Here is a 17,919-nt window from a genome sequence, read left to right as displayed (position 1 = left end):
CGCAGCGTGCGATGCGCTGCATCGTGGTCAGAACATCTCGAAATATTCGCGCTGCTCCCAGTCCGAGACCTCGGCCTGGAAGCGCTCGAGCTCGGCGGTCTTGAGGAAGGTGTAGTAGTCGATGAAGGTCGAACCGAAGGCTTCGCGGAAAAACGCGTCCTGCTTCAGCGCATCGACCGCTTCGCCCAAGGATTTCGGCAGGAGATCTGCCTTTGTCTCGTAGGGAACGTCAGCGGACGGGCCGGGATCGAGCTTGCGATCGATGCCGTCGAGGCCGGCTGCGATCTGCGAGGCCATGTAGAGGTAGGGATTGGCGGCGGGCTCGCCGATGCGGTTCTCCAGGCGGGTGGCGCGATCGCCGGGGCCGCCGAGCACGCGGATCATGACGCCGCGGTTGTCGCGGCCCCAGATGGCGCGGTCCGGTGCCAGCGAATAGGCGCGGTAGCGCCGGTAGCCGTTGATCGTCGGCGTCGAAAACAACGCGGAGGCGCGCGCATGCGCGAGCAGGCCCGCCATGTAGTGACGGCCGAGCGTGGACAGACCTTCGGCGTCCTCCGTCATGAACGCGTTGCTGCCGTCGCGCGCCACCAGCGACTGGTGCAGATGCCAGCCCGACGACATCACGTTGGGGATGCGCGGCCGGCACATGAAGGTGGCGTGATAGCCGTGGCGCTGCGCGATCTGCTTCACGGCGCTGCGGAACAGCACCATCGTATCTGCAGGCGCCAGCCCGATGCCCGGCTGCAGCACGAATTCGCACTGGCTCGGGCCATATTCGAGCTCGATCGAGCGCAACGGCAGGCCGAGCGCGACGAGGTTCGCCCTGATGATCTCGAGCGCCGGCTCCATCTGATCGAAGCGCTGCTCGGTGAGATATTGATAGCCCTGGGTCAGCAGGCTGACCGTCGGCGGCACGCCGGGCTGGCCGGGCGAGCCGGCGTCACCGGGCGCGAGCCTGGGATCCTCGACCTTGAAGATGTGGCACTCGACCTCGAGGCCGGCCTTGAACTGATAGCCACGCTGATCGAGCGTCGCCAATGTCGACCGATAGAGATTGCGCGTGGCGAACGGCACCGGCGCGCCATTCGCGAAGTACAGATCACACAGCACCCAGCCGGTGCCGGGCGCCCAGGGCAGCACGTGAAAGGTGGTGGGATCGGCGACCATCAGTGCATCGCTGCCGCCCTGCATCTCGGCCATGCCGAAGCCGCCGCCGGCGGTGAACACCGGAAACACGGTGCGATGCGAGGTATCCTTGGCAAGCAGGGTCGTCGTGATCGAGCAGCCGTCCTCGAGCGAGGACAGCGCCGCATCGACGGTGAGCGTCTTGCCGCGCAGGATGCCGTGCTGGTCCGGGAACGAGAAGCGGATGGTGGTGAGGCCGTGCTCCTCGGCGAGGCGGCGCATGCGCGCTGCGGCCTCGGCCTGCTCGACGGTCCACAACTGATGCTTGTCGACGAAACTCAACGATGGCTCCTCGAATCGTAGGACGGGCAAAGGCGCGTTCGCGGCGCGGCCTCCGCTGTTGCGCCAGTGGACGCTGCGAACACGACGCGCCCACCGCCGCGACGGTGCACGTGGATGGTGGGTACGCCGTCGGACGGCACGCTGCGCCATTCCGCCGGCCTTGGCCACCGTACGGCAACTCGGAGCAAAGTAGCTACTCCGCCGCGCTCAGATGCGGGGCCAGCCGAATGATATCCGCCGGCACCGGCGGGGCCCAGGGGGCGTTGCGGCGGCGGCGGACGTCGACTTCCATCCAGTAGGTCTCCCAGCCGCGCGTCGGGCCGATGCCGTCCATCGTCGCCGGGCCCTGCACGCTGCGGGCCTCAGCGGCATCGAGGAACAGCATCGGCGACTCGCCGCCCGCGACCTTCTCGATCTGCTCGCGCAGCAGACGGCGATATTGGATGATGGCCTTGTCGGATTGCCCGAGATGCTCGCGGGTGCGGTCTTGGATCCGGCCCATCGACTCCACCGCCCACTGGTCGTGCACGTTGATGTCGTTGCCCATCCCGGTGTAGGTCGCGGTCGCCTGCTCCCGGGGATCGAAGCCGTAGTCGTTGCTCTTGTTCTTGCGCGAGCGATAGTCCGGCAGCTCATAGAGCTCGAGCCGCTGTGCCCGCATCTTCGCCCGGTCGACCGGCGCGCCGTAGCTGGTGAAGATCGCGTACCAGTAGCAGGTCTCGTCATCGACCGGCACGTGCCACTGCGTGATCGTCATCTCCGTGCTCATCGGAATCACGAAGGCATGCGGGAACAGCTGATTGGTGACGCGGACGTGGGTGCGCTCGGCATCGATCTCGCGCAGCGCGATGATGCGCAGGCCGTATTCGGTGCGCTCGACATTGATGATCGGACGATCATATTCGCGCAGCACCTTGGTCATCGGCAGCTCGCTGTCGGCGGAGGCGCCGCGGAACTGCTTGCCATAGGCGGTCGACGTATCCTCGTCCTCGAAGAAGCGGTGCAGGAACGAGGCATGCGCCGGGTCGATGCCGACCTCCAGCGCCTGCAGCCAGTTGCATTCGATCAGGCCCTTGAAGGCGAAGGTGTAGGCGTCGGGCGCGGTGAAGCAGTCGAGGTCCGGGAACGCCGGGGCTGCGCCATCGCCGAGCCAGGCCCAGAGGATGCCGCCCTTCTCGACCACGGGATAAGCGCGCTGCTTGACGTTCTTGCACAGCGGCGAGCCGGCCGGTTCGGCCGGCGTCTCCAGACAATTGCCGTCGGCGTCGAACAGCCAGCCATGGAAGGCGCAACGCAACCCGCCGTTCTCCAGCCGTCCGAAGGCGAGATCGGCGCCGCGATGCGGGCAATCGCGATCAAGTAGTCCGTAGCGGCCCTGCGCATCCTTGAAGAGCACGAAGTCCTGACCGAGCAGCTTCACCGCGCGCACCGGCCGCTCGCCCGCGAGCTCATCGACCAGCGCGGCCGGCTGCCAGTACATCCTCATTAGTTTACCGGCGGGCGCGCCGGGTCCGACGCGCGTGATCAGGTCGTTCTGCTCCTGGCTCATCATGATGGCCGTCTCTCCTGTTCCGTCGCAAGTCGGGCGTTGAGCGTCACGCGATCATCTAATAATGTTCGCTAGACGAACACATGTTCGCCCAGATTAGATTCGCTTTAAGTGGGGAGAAGCGCAAGTGAAAAAGCTACAACCGAAGCCGAGGGGCCAACGGACTGCAGCTTCACTGCGGCCGAAAACAACAACAGCGGATCATGTCAGGCCGATGCCGAAACTGAAGCGCACTGATGAGGAGAAGAAGCAGGCTCGGGGCGACGGTCCCGAGTTCGTGGAAGCGCTCGATCGCGGCCTGCGGGTGATACAAGCCTTCAGCCGCGAGGGCCGCCCGATGACGCTGAGCAAGGCCGCGGAACTCACCGGCCTCGCCCGCGCCACGGTGCGACGGATTCTGCTGACCCTGAAGGCCTCCGGCTTCGTCCATGGCGACGACCGGCTGTTCTCGCTGACGCCGCGCGTGCTGCTGCTGGCCTCCAGCTATCTCGCCTCCAACCAGATCAACAGCGTAATGCAGCCGTTGATGGACAACACGGCCGGCGAGGCGCGCGAGGTCTGCTCGCTCGCCGTCCTCGACGGCGAGACGGTCGTCTTCATCGCGCGCGCGACGTCGGCGCGGATGTTCTCGACCGGGCTCGAAATCGGCTATCGGCTACCGGCGTTCTGCACGTCGGTCGGCCGCGTGTTGCTGAGCCGGATGCCGGACGATCAGTTGCGCCAGGCCGTCGAGCGCATGACGCTGACCGAGATGACGCCGCAGACGATCACCGACAAGGAAGCATTGCTCGCGTCGATCATCGCCGTCCGCGACGACGGTTACTCGCTCGTCGACGGTGAGGCGGAGGAGGGTTTCCGCTCGATTTCAGTGCCGATTCGCCGCTATGACGGCGGCATCATCGCCGCCGCCAACATCGGCGGCCACGTCGATCGCATCGGCGTCGACGAGATGAAGGAGCGCTTCCTGCCGCTGCTGAAGAAGCTCGCGGCGACGGCGCAGCCACTGCTCGTCTGATCGTCGGGGAGAGGCCTCGGCCGCTGGCGCGCTGGCTCTCGCTCGCGCATCAGGTCACGCCACCGCAACCTTCGCATCGAACTCGCGGCCACGAGCGCCGCTGCTCCATCCGGCAGCGACATCGCCGGGACGCATCGTCGCGCCGCTGATCGAGCACATCGTCCCGACCCTCGCTGCATCGCGGATCGGCGCACTCGCCGTTCTCGTGAGAGCCGGACTTCGCGCGACAATCGTTCCGATGTCATCACGGACAGCGCGGTGCTACCAACTCATCGCCGCAACAGGACGAGAGAGCCGGCCATCGCCGGCCACGTGAAGTTACCGGCTGCCCGAACTAATCGTTGTAGTCGCAAGCCTTCCGACGCCTGGCCCCACGCCCATTACGTGATATTATCGTGACGCCCGACCCTGTTTGCCACGATTGACGATCCATCCTGGTATCATCGCGCTGCATGCGATGGTGGCATGATCCGGAACGGAAGTAGTTCGACCTCCGCCTCGCGCGCGAATTGCGGACGACGCCACCAGATTGCCGCGAATGGCGCCGCAATCACGAAAGCCAGAGGCGCCGCGGCCCAAGCGGCATCGCGTGCGACCCGATCACTGCGGCCGTTCGCCGTCGCGAAGAGGCGCAGGATGAGCCAGGGCAAGGCTGAGGACGAGGTCGTCGCCCTGGGCGGCGGGCGCGAAGCGGAGCACATCGTTGGACATCGGCCGCCTCACGCGCGTAAATGGCATGCCGGGTGGAAAACACCCGGACCAGGTGAACGCCGTTTCCGGGGGAAGACCCATGACTGATGCGCTGCCGCTCGTGCTGGTGCCTGGACTGATCTCGTCGCCCCGCATCTATGCGCCTGTCATCCCCGCGCTGTGGCGGCTCGGGCCGGTGATGGTGGCCAACCACGTCCGCGATGACAGCATGGCCGCGATCGCGCGCCGCATCCTGGCCGAGGCGCCGCCGCGCTTCGCGCTCGCGGGACATTCGATGGGCGGCTACATCGCTTTCGAGATCATGCGCCAGGCGCCGGAGCGCGTGGGCCGGCTGGCGCTGATCAACACCCAGGCGAGGCCCGACACGCCGGAGGCGAGCGCGCGCCGCCGCACCATGATCACCCGCGCCAAGGAGGGCGACTATCACGGCGTGGTCGACGAGCTGTTCTCAGGCTTCGTGCATCCGTCGCGCCAGGACGATCCGCGGCTGCGCCAGCTGGTGCACGACATGGCCGAGGAGGTCGGCGTCATCGGCTTCGTCCGGCAGCTGACGGCCATCATGTCGCGTCCGGACTCGCGGCCGACATTGACCGCGATCCGCTGCCCGACCCTGGTGCTGACCGGCGACACCGACAACACCATTCCAAACAGCCTGTCGAAGGAGATGGCCGACGGCATCGACGGCAGCTGGCTGGTCGTGCTGGAGAATTGCGGTCACCTGCCGCAGCCCGAGCAGCCGGAGGAGACCGCGCAGGCGCTGATGGAGTGGTTGAGGGGATAACTGCAATCGTGAGGCGCGCGGCTAACGGGCGGTCATCTCGCCCTCGAAGGTTTCGAACAGAGCTCGAATTTTCGCCGCGCGCTCCTGATCGTCGTGGGCCCACAGGCCGAGGTCCAGCACCATGCGGCCATTCTGGCCAGCACTCCTCACGCCGTCGCCCTTGAGCCCCGCAAGCCGGACGGCCGCGGATCGGCTATCGGGGCAAACGATAACGATAAATGGGATCGGAAGCTCCGCAACCTTGAAGGCCGCCACCGCCTGCACCTCCGAATGTCGAAAGCCATGCCGTACGGCAAAGGGCGAGACCTTGATGCCATTCCTTTCAAAATGGTCCGCAAGCGCGGCGATCTCGGGAGGAAGCGGATCGATAGGCCGGATGAAGCTGCGATAGACCCACTCGCCTGAATAGAGCAGTGCGACAAGCAAGATAAGGGCGACGGCGACTCGCATCATTGGCTCCCGACGGGAGCCATCAGCGTTGCACCCGCAACCCGTCCACGAACACATCGAGCAGCCGCAGCACGCTCTGCTGCCAGCCGGTCTGATCGTGCATGTAGCACATGCCGATCAGCGCACGCAGGACGTCGTCGGCGCTGATGTCGCTGCGAATCTCGCCGGCCTGGACGGCCCGCGACAGCAGCGCGCCGATCGCGCGGGTGAGATGGCCGTGCGAATAGGCGGCGAGCTCGGAGTTCGCGTTCATGACGATCGCCAGTGCGGCCATCATGCCCTTCTTGGTGGCGACGAACTGCACCGTCGAGCGCAGCCAGCGCCGCAGCGCCTCGACCGGCGACGGCTCGCTCTTCAGCGCCTCGGCGAGCTCCGAGAGCTGCTCGACCTCGCGCCGGTACACCGCCTCGAACAGGTCCTCGCGGGTGGGGAAATGGCGATAGAGCGTGCCGATGCCGACGCCGGCCTGGCGCGCCACCGCTTCCAGGCTGGCTTCGGCGCCGCCGGCGCTGAACACCGCCTTGGCGGCCTCCAGCACGCGCTCGCGATTTCGCTGCGCATCGGCGCGCGGCTTGCGCGGCCGCTCTTGTGGTTTCGTCTCCATCTCACCAGCTCTTGATGACGGACCGTTCATGTCCCCTTGCTAAACGGAGGGTCCCTCCGTATAAATAGACCTGCCACCCGGGACAGCCAACTTTCCTGAGCTGTCGTCCCGCGGTCGCTGGATCTGGACGGACCATCGCCCGTAAGGCGGTGCCCGCTGCGATCCGATTAGGCCATCGCTTCGATCGGAACAACGCATGAATTGGACTGTCAGACTCACCGTCAACGGTGAGCCGCGAACGCTTGCGCTCGACGACCCCAGGGTCACCCTGCTCGACCTGCTGCGCGAGCGCCTCCACCTCACCGGCACCAAGAAGGGCTGCGACCGCGGCCAGTGCGGCGCCTGCACCGTCCTGGTCGACGGCCGCCGCATCAACTCCTGCCTGACGCTGGCCGTCAGCCTCGACGGCGCCGCGATCACCACCATCGAAGGACTTGCTCAAGGCGACCAGCTGCACCCGGTGCAGGCGGCGTTCATCGATCATGACGCCCTGCAATGCGGCTTCTGCACGCCGGGCCAGATCATGAGCGCGGTCGGGCTCATCAACGAAGGCCAGGCGGGCTCCGATCCCGAGCGCGTGCGCGAAGGCATGAGCGGCAATCTATGCCGCTGCAGCGCCTATGTCGGTATCGTCGAGGCGGTGCTCGACGCGCAGGCGACGCTCTCTGATACGAAGGAGCGCGCGGCATGAACCGGTTCGACTATGTGAAGCCGTCGAGCGTCGCCGAAGCGATTGCCGCCGCCGGCGCACCCGGCGCCGCCTATCTCGCTTCGGGCACCAACCTGCTCGATCTGATGAAGGGCAATGTCGTCCGGCCGGCGCGGCTGGTCGACATCTCGCATCTCGCCGAGCTCACGCGCATCGAGACGCTCGGCAATGGCGATGTCAGGATCGGCGCGCTGGTGCGCAATGCCGATCTCGCGCATGATTCAGGCTTCGCGCGCGACTTTCCGGCGGTGGCGGAAGCGCTGCTGTCCGGCGCGTCGGCGCAATTGCGCAATGCGGCCACCGTCGGCGGCAATCTGCTGCAGCGGACGCGGTGCGCCTATTTCTACGACCCGGCGTCGGCGTGCAACAAGCGCACGCCCGGCGCCGGCTGCGACGCCCGCGGCGGCGACAACCATCAGCACGCTGTGCTGGGCTGGAGCGAGGCCTGCATCGCCACCAATCCCTCGGACTTCTGCGTGCCGCTGGCGGCGTTCGATGCCGTGGTTGAGATCGAAGGCAAAGCGGGCCGGCGCGAGGTCGCGCTGGAGGCGCTGCATCTGTTGCCCGGCAGCACGCCGGAGAAGGAGACCGTGCTCGCGTCGGGCGACATGATCGTCGCGATCCGGCTGCCGGCGGCTGCACGCGCCTTCGCCAGGCATGCGCGTTATCTGAAGGTCCGCGAGCGCAATTCCTACGCGTTCGCGATCGTCTCGGCGGCAGCCGGTCTCGTGATCGAGAACGGCAGCATCAAGCAGGCGCGCCTGGCGCTCGGCGGCGTCGCTGCCAAGCCATGGCGTGCCCACCAGGCCGAAGCGCTGCTCGCAGGACAGCCCGCGGATGCGCGCCTGTTCGAACGCGCCGCCGAGGCGGCGCTGCACGACGCAAAGCCCTCCGGCGACAACGCCTACAAGATCCCGCTCGCGCGCAGCCTGATCGTGCGCGCGCTGCAAGCCGCGAGCCAAGGCACGCCGTCGCGCATGCCGGCGCTGCCGGCCTCTCCCTTCTCCTCCGTTCCAGGAGTGCTTCATGACGCCTGAGCTCAATCTCTCCCGCGATCCCGCCCATATCAGACACGGCTCCAACATCGGCCAGTCGCTGTCGCGCGTCGATGGCCGCGCCAAGGTCACCGGCACGGCACGCTACGCCGCCGACAACAATCCGCCCGGCCTGCTCTATGCCGTGCTCGCCGTCTCCAGCATCGCGCGCGGCCGCGTCGTCGCGCTCGACGTCGAAGCCGCCAAGGCGCATCCCGGCGTGGTCGAGGTGATGACCTCCGCCAACCGGCCGCCGCTGCACGCCGATCCCGACGGCAAGCCTAATCCGTTCGCATTCCGCTTCGAGGCGCTGCAGAACGATCGCGTGCGCTACGCCAACCAGCCGATCGCGCTCGTCGTCGCCGAGAGCCTGGAAGCAGCGACCGAAGGCGCCGCTCTGCTGTCCCCGCGCTACGAAGTCGAGCCGGCCCGCATCGGGCTCGACGCCAGCGACGCCTACGTGCCGCCTGTGGTCGGCATGGGATTTCCTGCCGAGAGCTACCATGGCGATGTCGAGGCCGCGCTGGCGGGCAGCGACAGGCAGATCACCGCGACCTATGAGACCCCGGCGCACTATCACAACGCGATGGAGCCGCATGCGATCGTCGCCGAATGGCAGGGCGATCGCCTCGTCATCGACACGCCGACCCAGGGCCTCGTGATGATGCGCGGGCGCCTCGCCGAGCTGTTCGGCATCGCGCCGGAGAGCATCCTGATCCGCAGCCCCTATCTCGGCGGCGGCTTCGGCGGCAAGGGCCTCATCGCGGGACCGCAGATCCTCGGCATCCTCGCCGCGAAGCTGACCGGACGTCCGGTGAAGCTCGTGGTGCGCCGCGAGCAGCTCTACGGTCCGTTCGGCCATCGCTCGCCGACCCGGCAGACGTTGCAGCTCGGCGCAAGCGGCGCGGGACAATTGTCGGCGATCCATCATCACGCGCGGATCGCGACCTCGAGCTTCGAGGATTTCTACGAGGCGGCGGCGCATGTCACGCACACGCTGTATACCGCGCCGGCGATCGCGACCACCTATGACGCGGTGCGCATGGACACCGGCACGCCGCTGTTCGTGCGCGCGCCCGGCATCGCGCCGGGCTCGATCGCGCTGGAAAGCGCCGTCGACGAGATGGCCGAGGCCTGCGGCCTCGATCCGCTCGCCTTCCGGGTCAAGAACTACGCCGAGGTCGAGCCGGCCACCGGCAAGCCGTTCTCGTCCAAGGCGCTGCGCGAGTGCTACACGCAAGGTGCGGAGCGTTTCGGCTGGTGGGAGCGGCCGCTGAAGCCGCGGATGATGCGCGACAAGGACGGCTTCCTGGTCGGCTGGGGCATGGGCACGGCGACGTTCCATGCGCTGATGTTCGCAGGCCAGGCGCGCGCGGTGATCCGGCGCGATGGCAGCGGCGTGGTGGAGAGCGGCGCGCACGACATGGGCCAGGGCGCGTGGACCGCGTTCGCACAGATCGCCGCGGATTCTCTCGCGCTCGATCTCGACCAGGTCACGTTCAAGGCCGGAACGTCGGATCTGCCGGATGCCGGCATCGCCGGCGGCTCGGCCCACACGGCGACCGTGGGCACCGCGATCCACAATGCGGGAGCCGCGGTCATCGCGAAGCTTGCCGGGCTTGCGACGGCGGATGAGCGCTCGCCACTGTTCGGCGCCGGCAATGCCGGCGTGATCGCTCGCAACGGGCGGCTGCTGCGGCGCGACGATGACAGCCGCGGCGAGAGCTATGCCGACATCCTGGCCCGCGCCGGTCTCGCCGAGATCGAGGGCTCCGGCTCAGGCGTGCCCGATCCCGCCGCCAACGAGCAGTACGCGATGAGCTCGCATGGCGCCGTCTTCGCCGAGGTCAAGGTCGATCCCGATCTCGGCCAGGTCAGGGTGACGCGGATGGTCGGCGCGTTTGCGGCCGGGAGGATCATCAATCCGAAGCTGGTGAACAGCCAGCTCATCGGCGGCATGATCTGGGGCATCTCGCTGGCGCTGCACGAGGAGGCCGTCACCGACCGGCGCAGCGGCCGCATCATGAACGCCAATCTCGGCGAGTATCATGTGCCGGTGAATGCCGACGTCCCCGCGATCGAGGCGTTCACGGTCGAGGAGCACGATCCGTTCGTCAACCCGCTCGGCATCAAGGGCGTCGGCGAGATCGGCATCACCGGCTCCGCCGGGGCGGTGGCCAACGCGGTGGCGCATGCGACCGGCATTCGGATCAGGCGCTTCCCAGTGCGGATCAGCGATCTGGTCTCGCGCCAATGACGATGGCGCGTTGAGGACCGGCACGAAGCCTCCGTTCTCTTGGCCGAGAGCGGAGGCAAGCGACGGCGCTCCGTCTACGCCGCCTGCCGTGCGAAGGTCCGCCTGAACCACGCCAGGAACGCCTCGCGATTCTGGCCGGGGTCGAACTCGACATGCAGCGCGTCCTTGTCACGGGCGCGGACCCGATATTGCACGCGGCCGTCGAAGCCACTGAACTCCATGACGCCGCGATCGCCGATGCCCGGCTCGGGATCGAACCTGATCCAGGCGCCGCCTTCGGAAATATCCACCAGATCGGCCTTCACCGCGCCCCTGCGATCGTCGACGACCTTGATCGACAGGCTCGACTTCAACCGCGGCGACTGACGGCGATCGGCTTCGGCGGTCGCCGTCCTGACGGCCTTCACCAGCGTGGCACGGAGCGAGGTCAGGCCCGTTGCCACGGAGCCGATGGCGTTGCGCACCTCGGCGGCCCGATCGTTGACCATGCCGGCATCCCTGCCGACATTGCCGATCTTGGACGACACATCGCGCGCCGCGCTCGCCGACGACCGGACCGAGCGGCTGATCTCCTGGGTCGCCGCGTGCTGCTCCTCCATCGCCGCGGCGATCGAGGCCGCGACCTCGTCGATCTCGGAAATCTGGCTGCCGATGCCTTCGACGACGTCGACGGTCGCCTGCGTGGTGGTCTGCACCTCGCCGATCAGGCGCGAGATCTCCTCGGTCGATTTGGCGGTCTGATCCGACAGCGATTTGACCTCGGCCGCAACCACGGCAAAGCCGCGGCCGGCATCGCCGGCGCGCGCGGCCTCGATGGTGGCATTGAGCGCCAAAAGGTTGGTCTGCTCGGCGATGCCGCCGATCAGGTTGGAGACCTCGGCGATCTTGTCCACGGCCGCGGACAAGGAGAGCATCGTGTTCTTCGCCTTCTCGCGCTCCGTCACCGCCGATTTGGTGATTGTGCTGGCGCGCGCCACCTGGCTCGAGATCTCGCGGATCGCCGAGCTCAGTTGCTCGGCTGCCGACGAGACCGTCTGGGCATTGGAGAGCGACTGCTCCGAGGCTGCGGCCACCGATTGCGCATCGGTCGACAGCTCCTCGGCCAGTTTCGAGAGGCCTGCGGCGACGGCCTCGACCTGGCGCGATGCGCCGGCCGCAGCTTCGACGGACGTCTCGGTCTCGCGCTCGATCACGTCGGCCATGTCGAGCATGGCGCGCTTCTTATGCTCCTCGGCGGCCAAACGGTCGCGCTCCTGCTTGTCGCGCAGGCTCGCATTCTCCAGCGCGTTGGTCTTGAAGATGCTCAGCGCGCCCGCCATCGCGCCGATCTCGTCGCCGCGTTCCGAATAGGAAATGTCGGCCGACAGATCGCCCTCGGCGATCCGCCGCATCAGGCCGGTCATGCGCGACAGCGGACGGACGACGCCGATCACCAGCCCGGACATGCCGGCGACGACCAGAGCCAGAACGATGCCGGACACGGTCCACACGACGATGGAGATGCTGCGATCCTGGGTCGCCGCCGTGGCCTCCATGTCCGCATTCAGCTTGTTTGCCTTGTCGACCAGCGTATCGATCACCGCGCGGTGGGCGGCGTAGGCTTCGGCCAGCCGGGCATAGGCGGCATCGGCCTTCGCCATGTCGCCGGAGCGCAGCGCCGGGATCAACTCGGCCTCCAGGGCCTGCCAGAATTTCTGGACCTCACCGTCCGATCGTTCGACCAGCAGCGATTTCAGATCAGGCTGCAGCGCCGAGCCGGTCCAGAACGTCTTGCGATCCTCATAGTCCTTCTTCAGTTGCGCCAGCTTCTTGACATGCGTGTCGAGATCCTTCGGCGTCCGGAGTGCGAGGGTCGCCTCGAGATAGGCCTCGAGCACATATTCAGGCGGCGGCAGGATGTCGGCCACCAGATCATTGCCGAGCTTGATCTTGTCGTAGAGGGGCCCGCCGACCTTGAGCTCGCGCAGCGCATAGGCGCTGGTCAGCACGACCGCACCGAAGCCGAGCGCGAGCACAAGGCCAAAAGCCGCAATGAACGTGGAAATGGAGAGACGCATCTTCATGTCGGCGGCACATTCGCTGGAGGGTGGACTGCACCCGCCGTCGCCCCGCCGGAGCCCTCTCCGCTCGCTTGCATGGAGCTGGTCCGTCCGGAACGACCGGCATCGAGTCGTCAATTTGATCAGCGTGCACAACCTTTTCTCAGGGTAAGGTAAATTTCCGCCCCCGTAGAAATGCGGTCCGGCCCGACTCGATCGGGGGACGCAGGCGCTCCGCCCACTATGACCTGGCGCAAGGCGGCGGGAGGCGGATCTGCGAACATCCGCGCATCGCCGCTCAGGAGCCACCATGTCGAAACCCATCCCGGACAAGGCCGAGATCGCGCTCGAATATCCCGACAAGTTCTATGCCGGCACGTTCGAGCATTCCTCGCGGTTCGAAGCCCATCTCGAATCATCTGGCCTGGCATTGACCCTGGAGCGCCCCGGCCCCGAGGACGTCCGCAAATCGATCCATATGCATCTGAACTTTGGACTGCTCGCCGCGATCCTTCACGAGCTCGCCGCCGGCATCGCTTCGATGCCCAAGGACGACATCATCCATCGCGAGCAGCTGCGCGACGCAGTCGCGGCCCTGCATCGAGCTCTTAACGCGCCTTAACCGGTTGTGCCGCGGCGGCACAAAGGGGCCCGGCGTTAACTCCCGGTTCAGCCTTCGTTAGTGCATTGCTAACTACGCCAGAACCTTTGCCCGCAGAAGGTCGGGTTGGAGGCCAGTGTGCTGCGCGAGTGACAGCATTTTATTCGAAAGCAATCTATCTCCGATCCATCGACGGCGCGCGCTGCGCGAGCCTTGTTAGTTGAGTATCGGAGACCCCGCCATGAAGAAGATCCTGTTCGCAACCGTTGCAGTCGCCGCGCTGGCCTCGGCCCAGTCCGCTGTCGCCGCCGATCTCGGCGCCCGGACCTATCCCTACGCCACCAAGGCGCCGCCGGCCTATGCCGCTCCGATCTACAACTGGACCGGCTTCTATCTCGGCGCCCATCTCGGCGGCGCGTTCTCCAGCGACAACAACTTCTCCGGCCTCGCCACCGGCAACAACTCCAACGGCCGCTTCCTGGGCGGCGTGCAGGTCGGCGCCGACTGGCAGTTCGCACCGACCTGGGTGATCGGCGCCGAGGGCCAGTACAGCTGGCTGAGCGGCAGCGTCGGCGCCGCCTTCCCCGGCGGCCTCGTCTACACCAACAGCCAGCGCGGCCTCGGCTCGATCACCGGCCGCTTCGGCTACACCTGGGGTCCGGGCCTGCTCTACGTGAAGGGCGGCTACGCCTATTCCGACAACAACGAGAAGGTGACGTTCGCCGGCACGCCAGTCGGCTTCGCAACCAACGGCGACCACCGCAACGGCTGGACCGTCGGCGCCGGCCTCGAATACATGTTCGCGCCCAACTGGTCGGCCAAGGCCGAGTATCAGTACTACAATTTCGGCAGCGCCACCTTCACGGCGCCCGCCGCGCTGGTCCCGACCGGCAGCTTCACCACCGACGACCACACCTTCAAGGCTGGCGTGAACTACCGCTTCAACTGGGGCGCTCCGCTCGCGGCCCGCTACTGATCCGCAGGCGTCAAATAACAACAAACGACGGGAAGGCCGGCAGCGATGCCGGCCTTTTCTGTCATAGGTTATCGAAAGCGCGGCCCAACAATCCTTTCCGTCCTGTTAAATGCCGCACGGTGAAATGCGAAAATGCGAGAAAACTCAGCACTGCCCGAGTAGTTTCCCGGATTTGTTAACCGCCCGCCGCGATACTGCCTGCAAGCAACAGCTCCAAGTAGTGCATATCGGGGGACACCAGAGATGGCGATTCGGTTCAGCTTCAGCAGGGTGCTCGGAGTCCTGCGACCTGGATGGGGCGTCCGCGGCAGCCTGTTCGCAGCCTTCGCAGTGATCGCCGGCATGGCGATCGCGATCAGCGTCGCTGCGGGACTGATGCTGCGACACGTCGGCGGCACCATGGTCGAGCTCTCGGACCGCGAGATTCCGCGCCTGACCTCGAGCCTGCAATTGCTGGCGCAGAGCTCCGGCCTGGCCAGCCTCGGCCCGGCGCTGCTGCAGTCCCAGAGCGAGGACGCGCTCAACGATCGCCTGAAGAAGATGCAGGAGATCCAGAAGACTACGCAGGAGCGCCTGAGCGAGATCAGCGCGCTCGGCGCCGCGAAAAGCGTGGTGGCGCCGCTCGCCGAGACCATCAAGAACATCAACGAGGCCAATCAGAGCCTGGTGTCGGCCGCACGCGAGCGTCTCGAAGTCGCGGCCCTGCACAACAAGCAGTATGACGCGTTGCGCAAGGCGCAGGCGGACTTCACTGCCGCCGCCAACGAGCCGATGCTGGATGCCCAGACGCAGCTCAACGCCGTGCTCGGCGCAGCCGAGGTGTCGGCAGACGACGCAACGGCGGCCGCACGGTTCGTCGAGCAGCTCGGCAATGTGATCGCGTCCGGCAACCTGCTGGTGGCGCAGATGGCTGCCGCGCTATCGGCCAACGACAGCGACACGCTGGAGACGATCGAGCGGCAGTTCAAGGAGGCGGTGGCGCAGCTCAAATCCAATCTCGAATTGCTGCCGACCGGCCGCAGCACCAAGGCAATCCACGATGCCGCGCTGAAGCTCGCCGCACTCGGCGAGGGCAAGGCCCGCGTGTTCAAGACGCGCGAGAAGGAGCTCGACGCCAACGATTACGGGCAGACCGTGCTGGAGGAGACGCGAAAGCTCAATGTCGGTCTCGACATCAGCGTGCAGCAGCTCGTCGAAGGCGTGCGCAAGTCGACCGAAAGCGCCACCAGCACGGCGGGCCGTGACATCGAGCTCGCGACGCTCGGCATGGTCGGTGCCGGCGCAGCCACGCTGCTCGGCTCGGTGCTGTTCGTCTGGCTCTATGTCGGCGGCAACATCCTGCGCCGGATCAGGCGGCTGCAGCAGGCGATGCAGACGCTGTCGAGCGGCGATCTCGACACCGAGATTGCGGCCTCGAAGCAGCGCGACGAGATCGGCGCGATGGTCGACACCCTGCAGGTGTTCCGCGACAACATGGTCCGTGCCCGTACCCTGGCCGCCGAGCAGGACCGCGAGAATGCCGCCAAGGCCGAGCGCGCCGCGCGCATGGAGGCGCAGATCGCCACGTTCGAGGCGACGGTGCGCAGCGCCCTCGGCACGCTGCAGAACTCCGCCACGGCCATGCAGGCGACCGCGCAGAGCATGTCGCAGACCGCCGACCAGTCCAACTCGCTGGTCAATGCGGTCGCGGCGGCTGCCGAGGAGACCTCGGTCAACGTCCAGACCGTGTCGGCCGGCACCGAGCAGTTGTCGTCGTCGATCGCGGAGATCAGCCGCCAGGTCGTGACCTCGGCCCAGATCGCCAAGAAGGCGGTCGAGGAAGCCGGCGCCACCGACTCGACGATGCAGGGACTCGCCGACAATGCGAGCCGCGTCAGCGTCGTCGTCGACCTGATCCAGGCGATCGCCTCGCAGACCAACCTGCTCGCGCTCAACGCCACCATCGAGGCGGCGCGCGCGGGCGAGGCCGGCCGCGGCTTCGCGGTGGTCGCGCAGGAGGTGAAGAGCCTGGCGAGCCAGACCGCCAAGGCCACCGACGAGATCCGCACCCAGATCGCAGGCATGCAGCAGGTCGCCTCGTCGGCCGTGTCGGCGATCCGCAACATCGGCGAGACCATCGCCGAGATCGACAACGTCACCACCGCGATCGCCGCCGCCGTCGAGCAGCAGGGCACCGCGACGCACGAGATCGCCCGCAACATCCAGCAGGCGGCCTCCGGCACCACCGAGGTCTCCAACAACATCACCGGCGTCTCCAGCGCCTCGGCCCAGGCCGGCACCTCCGCCAACGAGGTGCTCAGCGCCTCGGAGGCGCTACGCCGCGAGGCCGACACCTTGCGCGCCGAGGTCGATTCGTTCCTGACCAACATCCGGGCGGCGTAGTTGCTACTCGCCGGTCATTCCGGGTTCGAGGCCTGCGGCCTCGCCCCGGAATGACGGGGGCGTGGCGAAGCGGGAGGCGTCGAGGCAGGTCATGCTGCCGCGACCCGAAGCACCTTCCGTACCCCGGAATGCCGTCCAGCCATGTGTTTTTCGGCTGGCGCTCGCCCGCGGCGGCCGTTAATCGATGAGGCATGACGAAGACAGACACCGTTCACTCCTCCGCCGAAGCGCTGCGCTATCCCTGGGAGCAGCATCCCGGTGAGGACCAGGTCGTCGAGGTCGCGCCCGGCGTGCTGTGGCTGCGCCTGAAGCTGCCGTTCCGCCTCAACCATGTGAACATCTATCTGCTCGCCGATGGCGACGGCTGGGTCGCGGTGGACTCCGGCTTCGGCAATGAGGAGTCGATCGCCGCCTGGACGCGGCTGCTCGATGGCCCGCTCAAACACGTCAAGATCAGCCGGCTGATCGTGACGCATTCGCATCCCGACCATGTCGGGCTCGCCGGCTGGATCGTCGAGCGCTTCAACTGCCCGCTGGTGATGTCGCAGGTCGAGTATCTGCAGTCGGTCTATCACCAGAACCGCGGCACCGAGGAGCGTCGCGATGCCCAGCGGCTGTTCTTCCGCCGCCACGGCATGGACGAGACCCTGACCGACAAGCTGCTCGGCCGCGGCCAGGAATATCTGCAGCGCGTCTCGGTGCTGCCGGCCTCCTACCGCCGCATCTCCCATGGCGACGAGATCCAGATCGGCAGCCGGCGCTTCAAGGTCATCACCGGCGGCGGCCACGCGCTCGACCAGGTCATGCTGTATTGCGCCGCCGACAAGCTGTTTCTGTCCGCCGACCAGGTGCTGAGCAAGATCTCGCCCAATGTCAGCGTCTGGGCGGTCGAGCCGGACCAGAACTCGCTCGGCGAATATCTGGCCTCGCTGGCGAGCCTCACCACCACCCTGCCCTATGACGTACTGGTGCTGCCAGGCCATGGCGTGCCGTTCTACGGGCTGAAGACGCGCATCAAGCAGCTCGCCGACCACCACGAGGAGCGCTGCCGGATGATCGCGGACGCCTGCCGCGACGAGCCGAAGACCTCGGCGCAGCTCGTGCCGGTCGTGTTCCACAAGCACGTGCTCGACCCGCACCAGATGGGCTTTGCCGCCGGCGAGCTGATCGCCCACGTCAACTACATGCTGGTCGAGGGTCGGCTGACCGGCCAGGATGTCGACGGCGTGCTGCATTATCGCACCACCTGAGGCCGCGGAGCTGTGCCGCCGCCGCGTCGCCGCAATCCGGGCGCCGTTCGGCCGAGATCACTCCTTCCTTGGACAAATCGCCCAATTCCCGCCG

The 17,919-nt window shown here is 66.9% G+C and carries 14 protein-coding genes; 9 read left to right on the top strand and 5 right to left on the bottom strand.

The window, feature by feature from the left end; all coding sequences use genetic code 11:
* Positions 1 to 27 precede the first annotated feature (27 nt).
* Together QX132_RS09675 and QX132_RS09670 are read right to left on the bottom strand one after the other, a co-directional pair.
* Positions 28 to 1,467, bottom strand: a complete 1,440-nt coding sequence (locus QX132_RS09675; RefSeq protein ID WP_316160897.1) for a glutamine synthetase family protein — start codon at positions 1,465 to 1,467, stop codon at positions 28 to 30.
* A 193-nt stretch (positions 1,468 to 1,660) separates the two neighbouring features.
* Positions 1,661 to 3,019, bottom strand: a complete 1,359-nt coding sequence (locus QX132_RS09670; RefSeq protein WP_316160896.1) for an aromatic ring-hydroxylating dioxygenase subunit alpha — start codon at positions 3,017 to 3,019, stop codon at positions 1,661 to 1,663.
* Positions 3,020 to 3,230: 211 nt separating this feature from the next.
* Between QX132_RS09670 and QX132_RS09665 the strand changes: the two genes are divergently transcribed.
* Complete coding sequence (locus QX132_RS09665) at positions 3,231 to 4,031, top strand: IclR family transcriptional regulator C-terminal domain-containing protein (RefSeq protein ID WP_316160895.1); 801 nt, start codon at positions 3,231 to 3,233, stop codon at positions 4,029 to 4,031.
* 790 nt (positions 4,032 to 4,821) lie between these two features.
* Complete coding sequence (locus QX132_RS09660; protein ID WP_315735960.1) at positions 4,822 to 5,523, top strand: alpha/beta fold hydrolase; 702 nt, start codon at positions 4,822 to 4,824, stop codon at positions 5,521 to 5,523.
* A 21-nt stretch (positions 5,524 to 5,544) separates the two neighbouring features.
* On the opposite strand, the gene QX132_RS09655 is transcribed toward QX132_RS09660, so the two are convergent.
* Together QX132_RS09655 and QX132_RS09650 are read right to left on the bottom strand one after the other, a co-directional pair.
* Complete coding sequence (locus tag QX132_RS09655; protein WP_316160894.1) at positions 5,545 to 5,973, bottom strand: hypothetical protein; 429 nt, start codon at positions 5,971 to 5,973, stop codon at positions 5,545 to 5,547.
* A 22-nt stretch (positions 5,974 to 5,995) separates the two neighbouring features.
* Complete coding sequence (locus QX132_RS09650) at positions 5,996 to 6,577, bottom strand: TetR/AcrR family transcriptional regulator (protein ID WP_316160892.1); 582 nt, start codon at positions 6,575 to 6,577, stop codon at positions 5,996 to 5,998.
* Between the two features lie 196 nt (positions 6,578 to 6,773).
* Here QX132_RS09650 and QX132_RS09645 point away from each other — a divergent pair, with 196 nt between their 5' ends.
* Genes QX132_RS09645 through QX132_RS09635 form a run of 3 tightly spaced genes read left to right on the top strand, consistent with a single transcriptional unit; the run spans position 6,774 to position 10,577 of the window.
* Positions 6,774 to 7,268, top strand: a complete 495-nt coding sequence (locus QX132_RS09645) for a (2Fe-2S)-binding protein (protein WP_316160891.1) — start codon at positions 6,774 to 6,776, stop codon at positions 7,266 to 7,268.
* Entirely contained in the window at positions 7,265 to 8,323 is a 1,059-nt protein-coding gene (locus QX132_RS09640) for a xanthine dehydrogenase family protein subunit M (RefSeq protein ID WP_316160889.1), read from the top strand. Before QX132_RS09645 ends, QX132_RS09640 begins: the two co-directional genes overlap by 4 nt.
* On the top strand, positions 8,313 to 10,577 hold the full coding sequence (locus tag QX132_RS09635) for a xanthine dehydrogenase family protein molybdopterin-binding subunit (protein WP_316160888.1): 2,265 nt from the start codon (positions 8,313 to 8,315) through the stop codon (positions 10,575 to 10,577). Before QX132_RS09640 ends, QX132_RS09635 begins: the two co-directional genes overlap by 11 nt.
* A gap of 74 nt (positions 10,578 to 10,651) precedes the next feature.
* On the opposite strand, the gene QX132_RS09630 is transcribed toward QX132_RS09635, so the two are convergent.
* Positions 10,652 to 12,640: a methyl-accepting chemotaxis protein gene (locus tag QX132_RS09630; RefSeq protein WP_316160886.1), complete on the bottom strand. Its 1,989-nt coding sequence runs from the start codon at positions 12,638 to 12,640 to the stop codon at positions 10,652 to 10,654.
* Positions 12,641 to 12,926: 286 nt separating this feature from the next.
* Here QX132_RS09630 and QX132_RS09625 point away from each other — a divergent pair, with 286 nt between their 5' ends.
* From QX132_RS09625 to QX132_RS09610, 4 genes are all read left to right on the top strand, one after another.
* A complete protein-coding gene (locus QX132_RS09625) occupies positions 12,927 to 13,238 on the top strand; it encodes a hypothetical protein (protein ID WP_315735943.1) in 312 nt (103 codons plus the stop codon).
* Between the two features lie 220 nt (positions 13,239 to 13,458).
* The gene (locus QX132_RS09620; RefSeq protein ID WP_315784731.1) at positions 13,459 to 14,193 is read left to right on the top strand and encodes a porin family protein; all 735 of its coding nucleotides are present in this window, start codon (positions 13,459 to 13,461) and stop codon (positions 14,191 to 14,193) included.
* A 243-nt stretch (positions 14,194 to 14,436) separates the two neighbouring features.
* Complete coding sequence (locus tag QX132_RS09615) at positions 14,437 to 16,575, top strand: HAMP domain-containing methyl-accepting chemotaxis protein (RefSeq protein ID WP_316160885.1); 2,139 nt, start codon at positions 14,437 to 14,439, stop codon at positions 16,573 to 16,575.
* 191 nt (positions 16,576 to 16,766) lie between these two features.
* On the top strand, positions 16,767 to 17,825 hold the full coding sequence (locus QX132_RS09610) for an MBL fold metallo-hydrolase (RefSeq protein ID WP_315735936.1): 1,059 nt from the start codon (positions 16,767 to 16,769) through the stop codon (positions 17,823 to 17,825).
* Positions 17,826 to 17,919: the final 94 nt, after the last annotated feature.

This window comes from Bradyrhizobium sp. SZCCHNRI20481, assembly GCF_032485055.1.
Taxonomy (GTDB): Bacteria; Pseudomonadota; Alphaproteobacteria; order Rhizobiales; family Xanthobacteraceae; genus Bradyrhizobium.
Note: the sequence above shows the minus strand (reverse complement) of the source record. Positions and strands in the feature narration are given on the sequence as shown.

What these genes read in the sequence shown, in the direction of transcription:
- QX132_RS09660 (WP_315735960.1), top strand. Translation starts at nt 4,822, where the DNA reads ATGACTGATGCGCTGCCGCTCGTGCTGGTGCCTGGACTGATCTCGTCG.
- QX132_RS09620 (WP_315784731.1), top strand. Translation starts at nt 13,459, where the DNA reads ATGAAGAAGATCCTGTTCGCAACCGTTGCAGTCGCCGCGCTGGCCTCG.
- QX132_RS09635 (WP_316160888.1), top strand. Translation starts at nt 8,313, where the DNA reads ATGACGCCTGAGCTCAATCTCTCCCGCGATCCCGCCCATATCAGACAC.
- QX132_RS09670 (WP_316160896.1), bottom strand. Translation starts at nt 3,019, where the DNA reads ATGATGAGCCAGGAGCAGAACGACCTGATCACGCGCGTCGGACCCGGC.
- QX132_RS09610 (WP_315735936.1), top strand. Translation starts at nt 16,767, where the DNA reads ATGACGAAGACAGACACCGTTCACTCCTCCGCCGAAGCGCTGCGCTAT.
- QX132_RS09630 (WP_316160886.1), bottom strand. Translation starts at nt 12,640, where the DNA reads ATGAAGATGCGTCTCTCCATTTCCACGTTCATTGCGGCTTTTGGCCTT.
- QX132_RS09625 (WP_315735943.1), top strand. Translation starts at nt 12,927, where the DNA reads ATGTCGAAACCCATCCCGGACAAGGCCGAGATCGCGCTCGAATATCCC.
- QX132_RS09645 (WP_316160891.1), top strand. Translation starts at nt 6,774, where the DNA reads ATGAATTGGACTGTCAGACTCACCGTCAACGGTGAGCCGCGAACGCTT.
- QX132_RS09655 (WP_316160894.1), bottom strand. Translation starts at nt 5,973, where the DNA reads ATGCGAGTCGCCGTCGCCCTTATCTTGCTTGTCGCACTGCTCTATTCA.
- QX132_RS09640 (WP_316160889.1), top strand. Translation starts at nt 7,265, where the DNA reads ATGAACCGGTTCGACTATGTGAAGCCGTCGAGCGTCGCCGAAGCGATT.
- QX132_RS09665 (WP_316160895.1), top strand. Translation starts at nt 3,231, where the DNA reads ATGCCGAAACTGAAGCGCACTGATGAGGAGAAGAAGCAGGCTCGGGGC.
- QX132_RS09615 (WP_316160885.1), top strand. Translation starts at nt 14,437, where the DNA reads ATGGCGATTCGGTTCAGCTTCAGCAGGGTGCTCGGAGTCCTGCGACCT.
- QX132_RS09650 (WP_316160892.1), bottom strand. Translation starts at nt 6,577, where the DNA reads ATGGAGACGAAACCACAAGAGCGGCCGCGCAAGCCGCGCGCCGATGCG.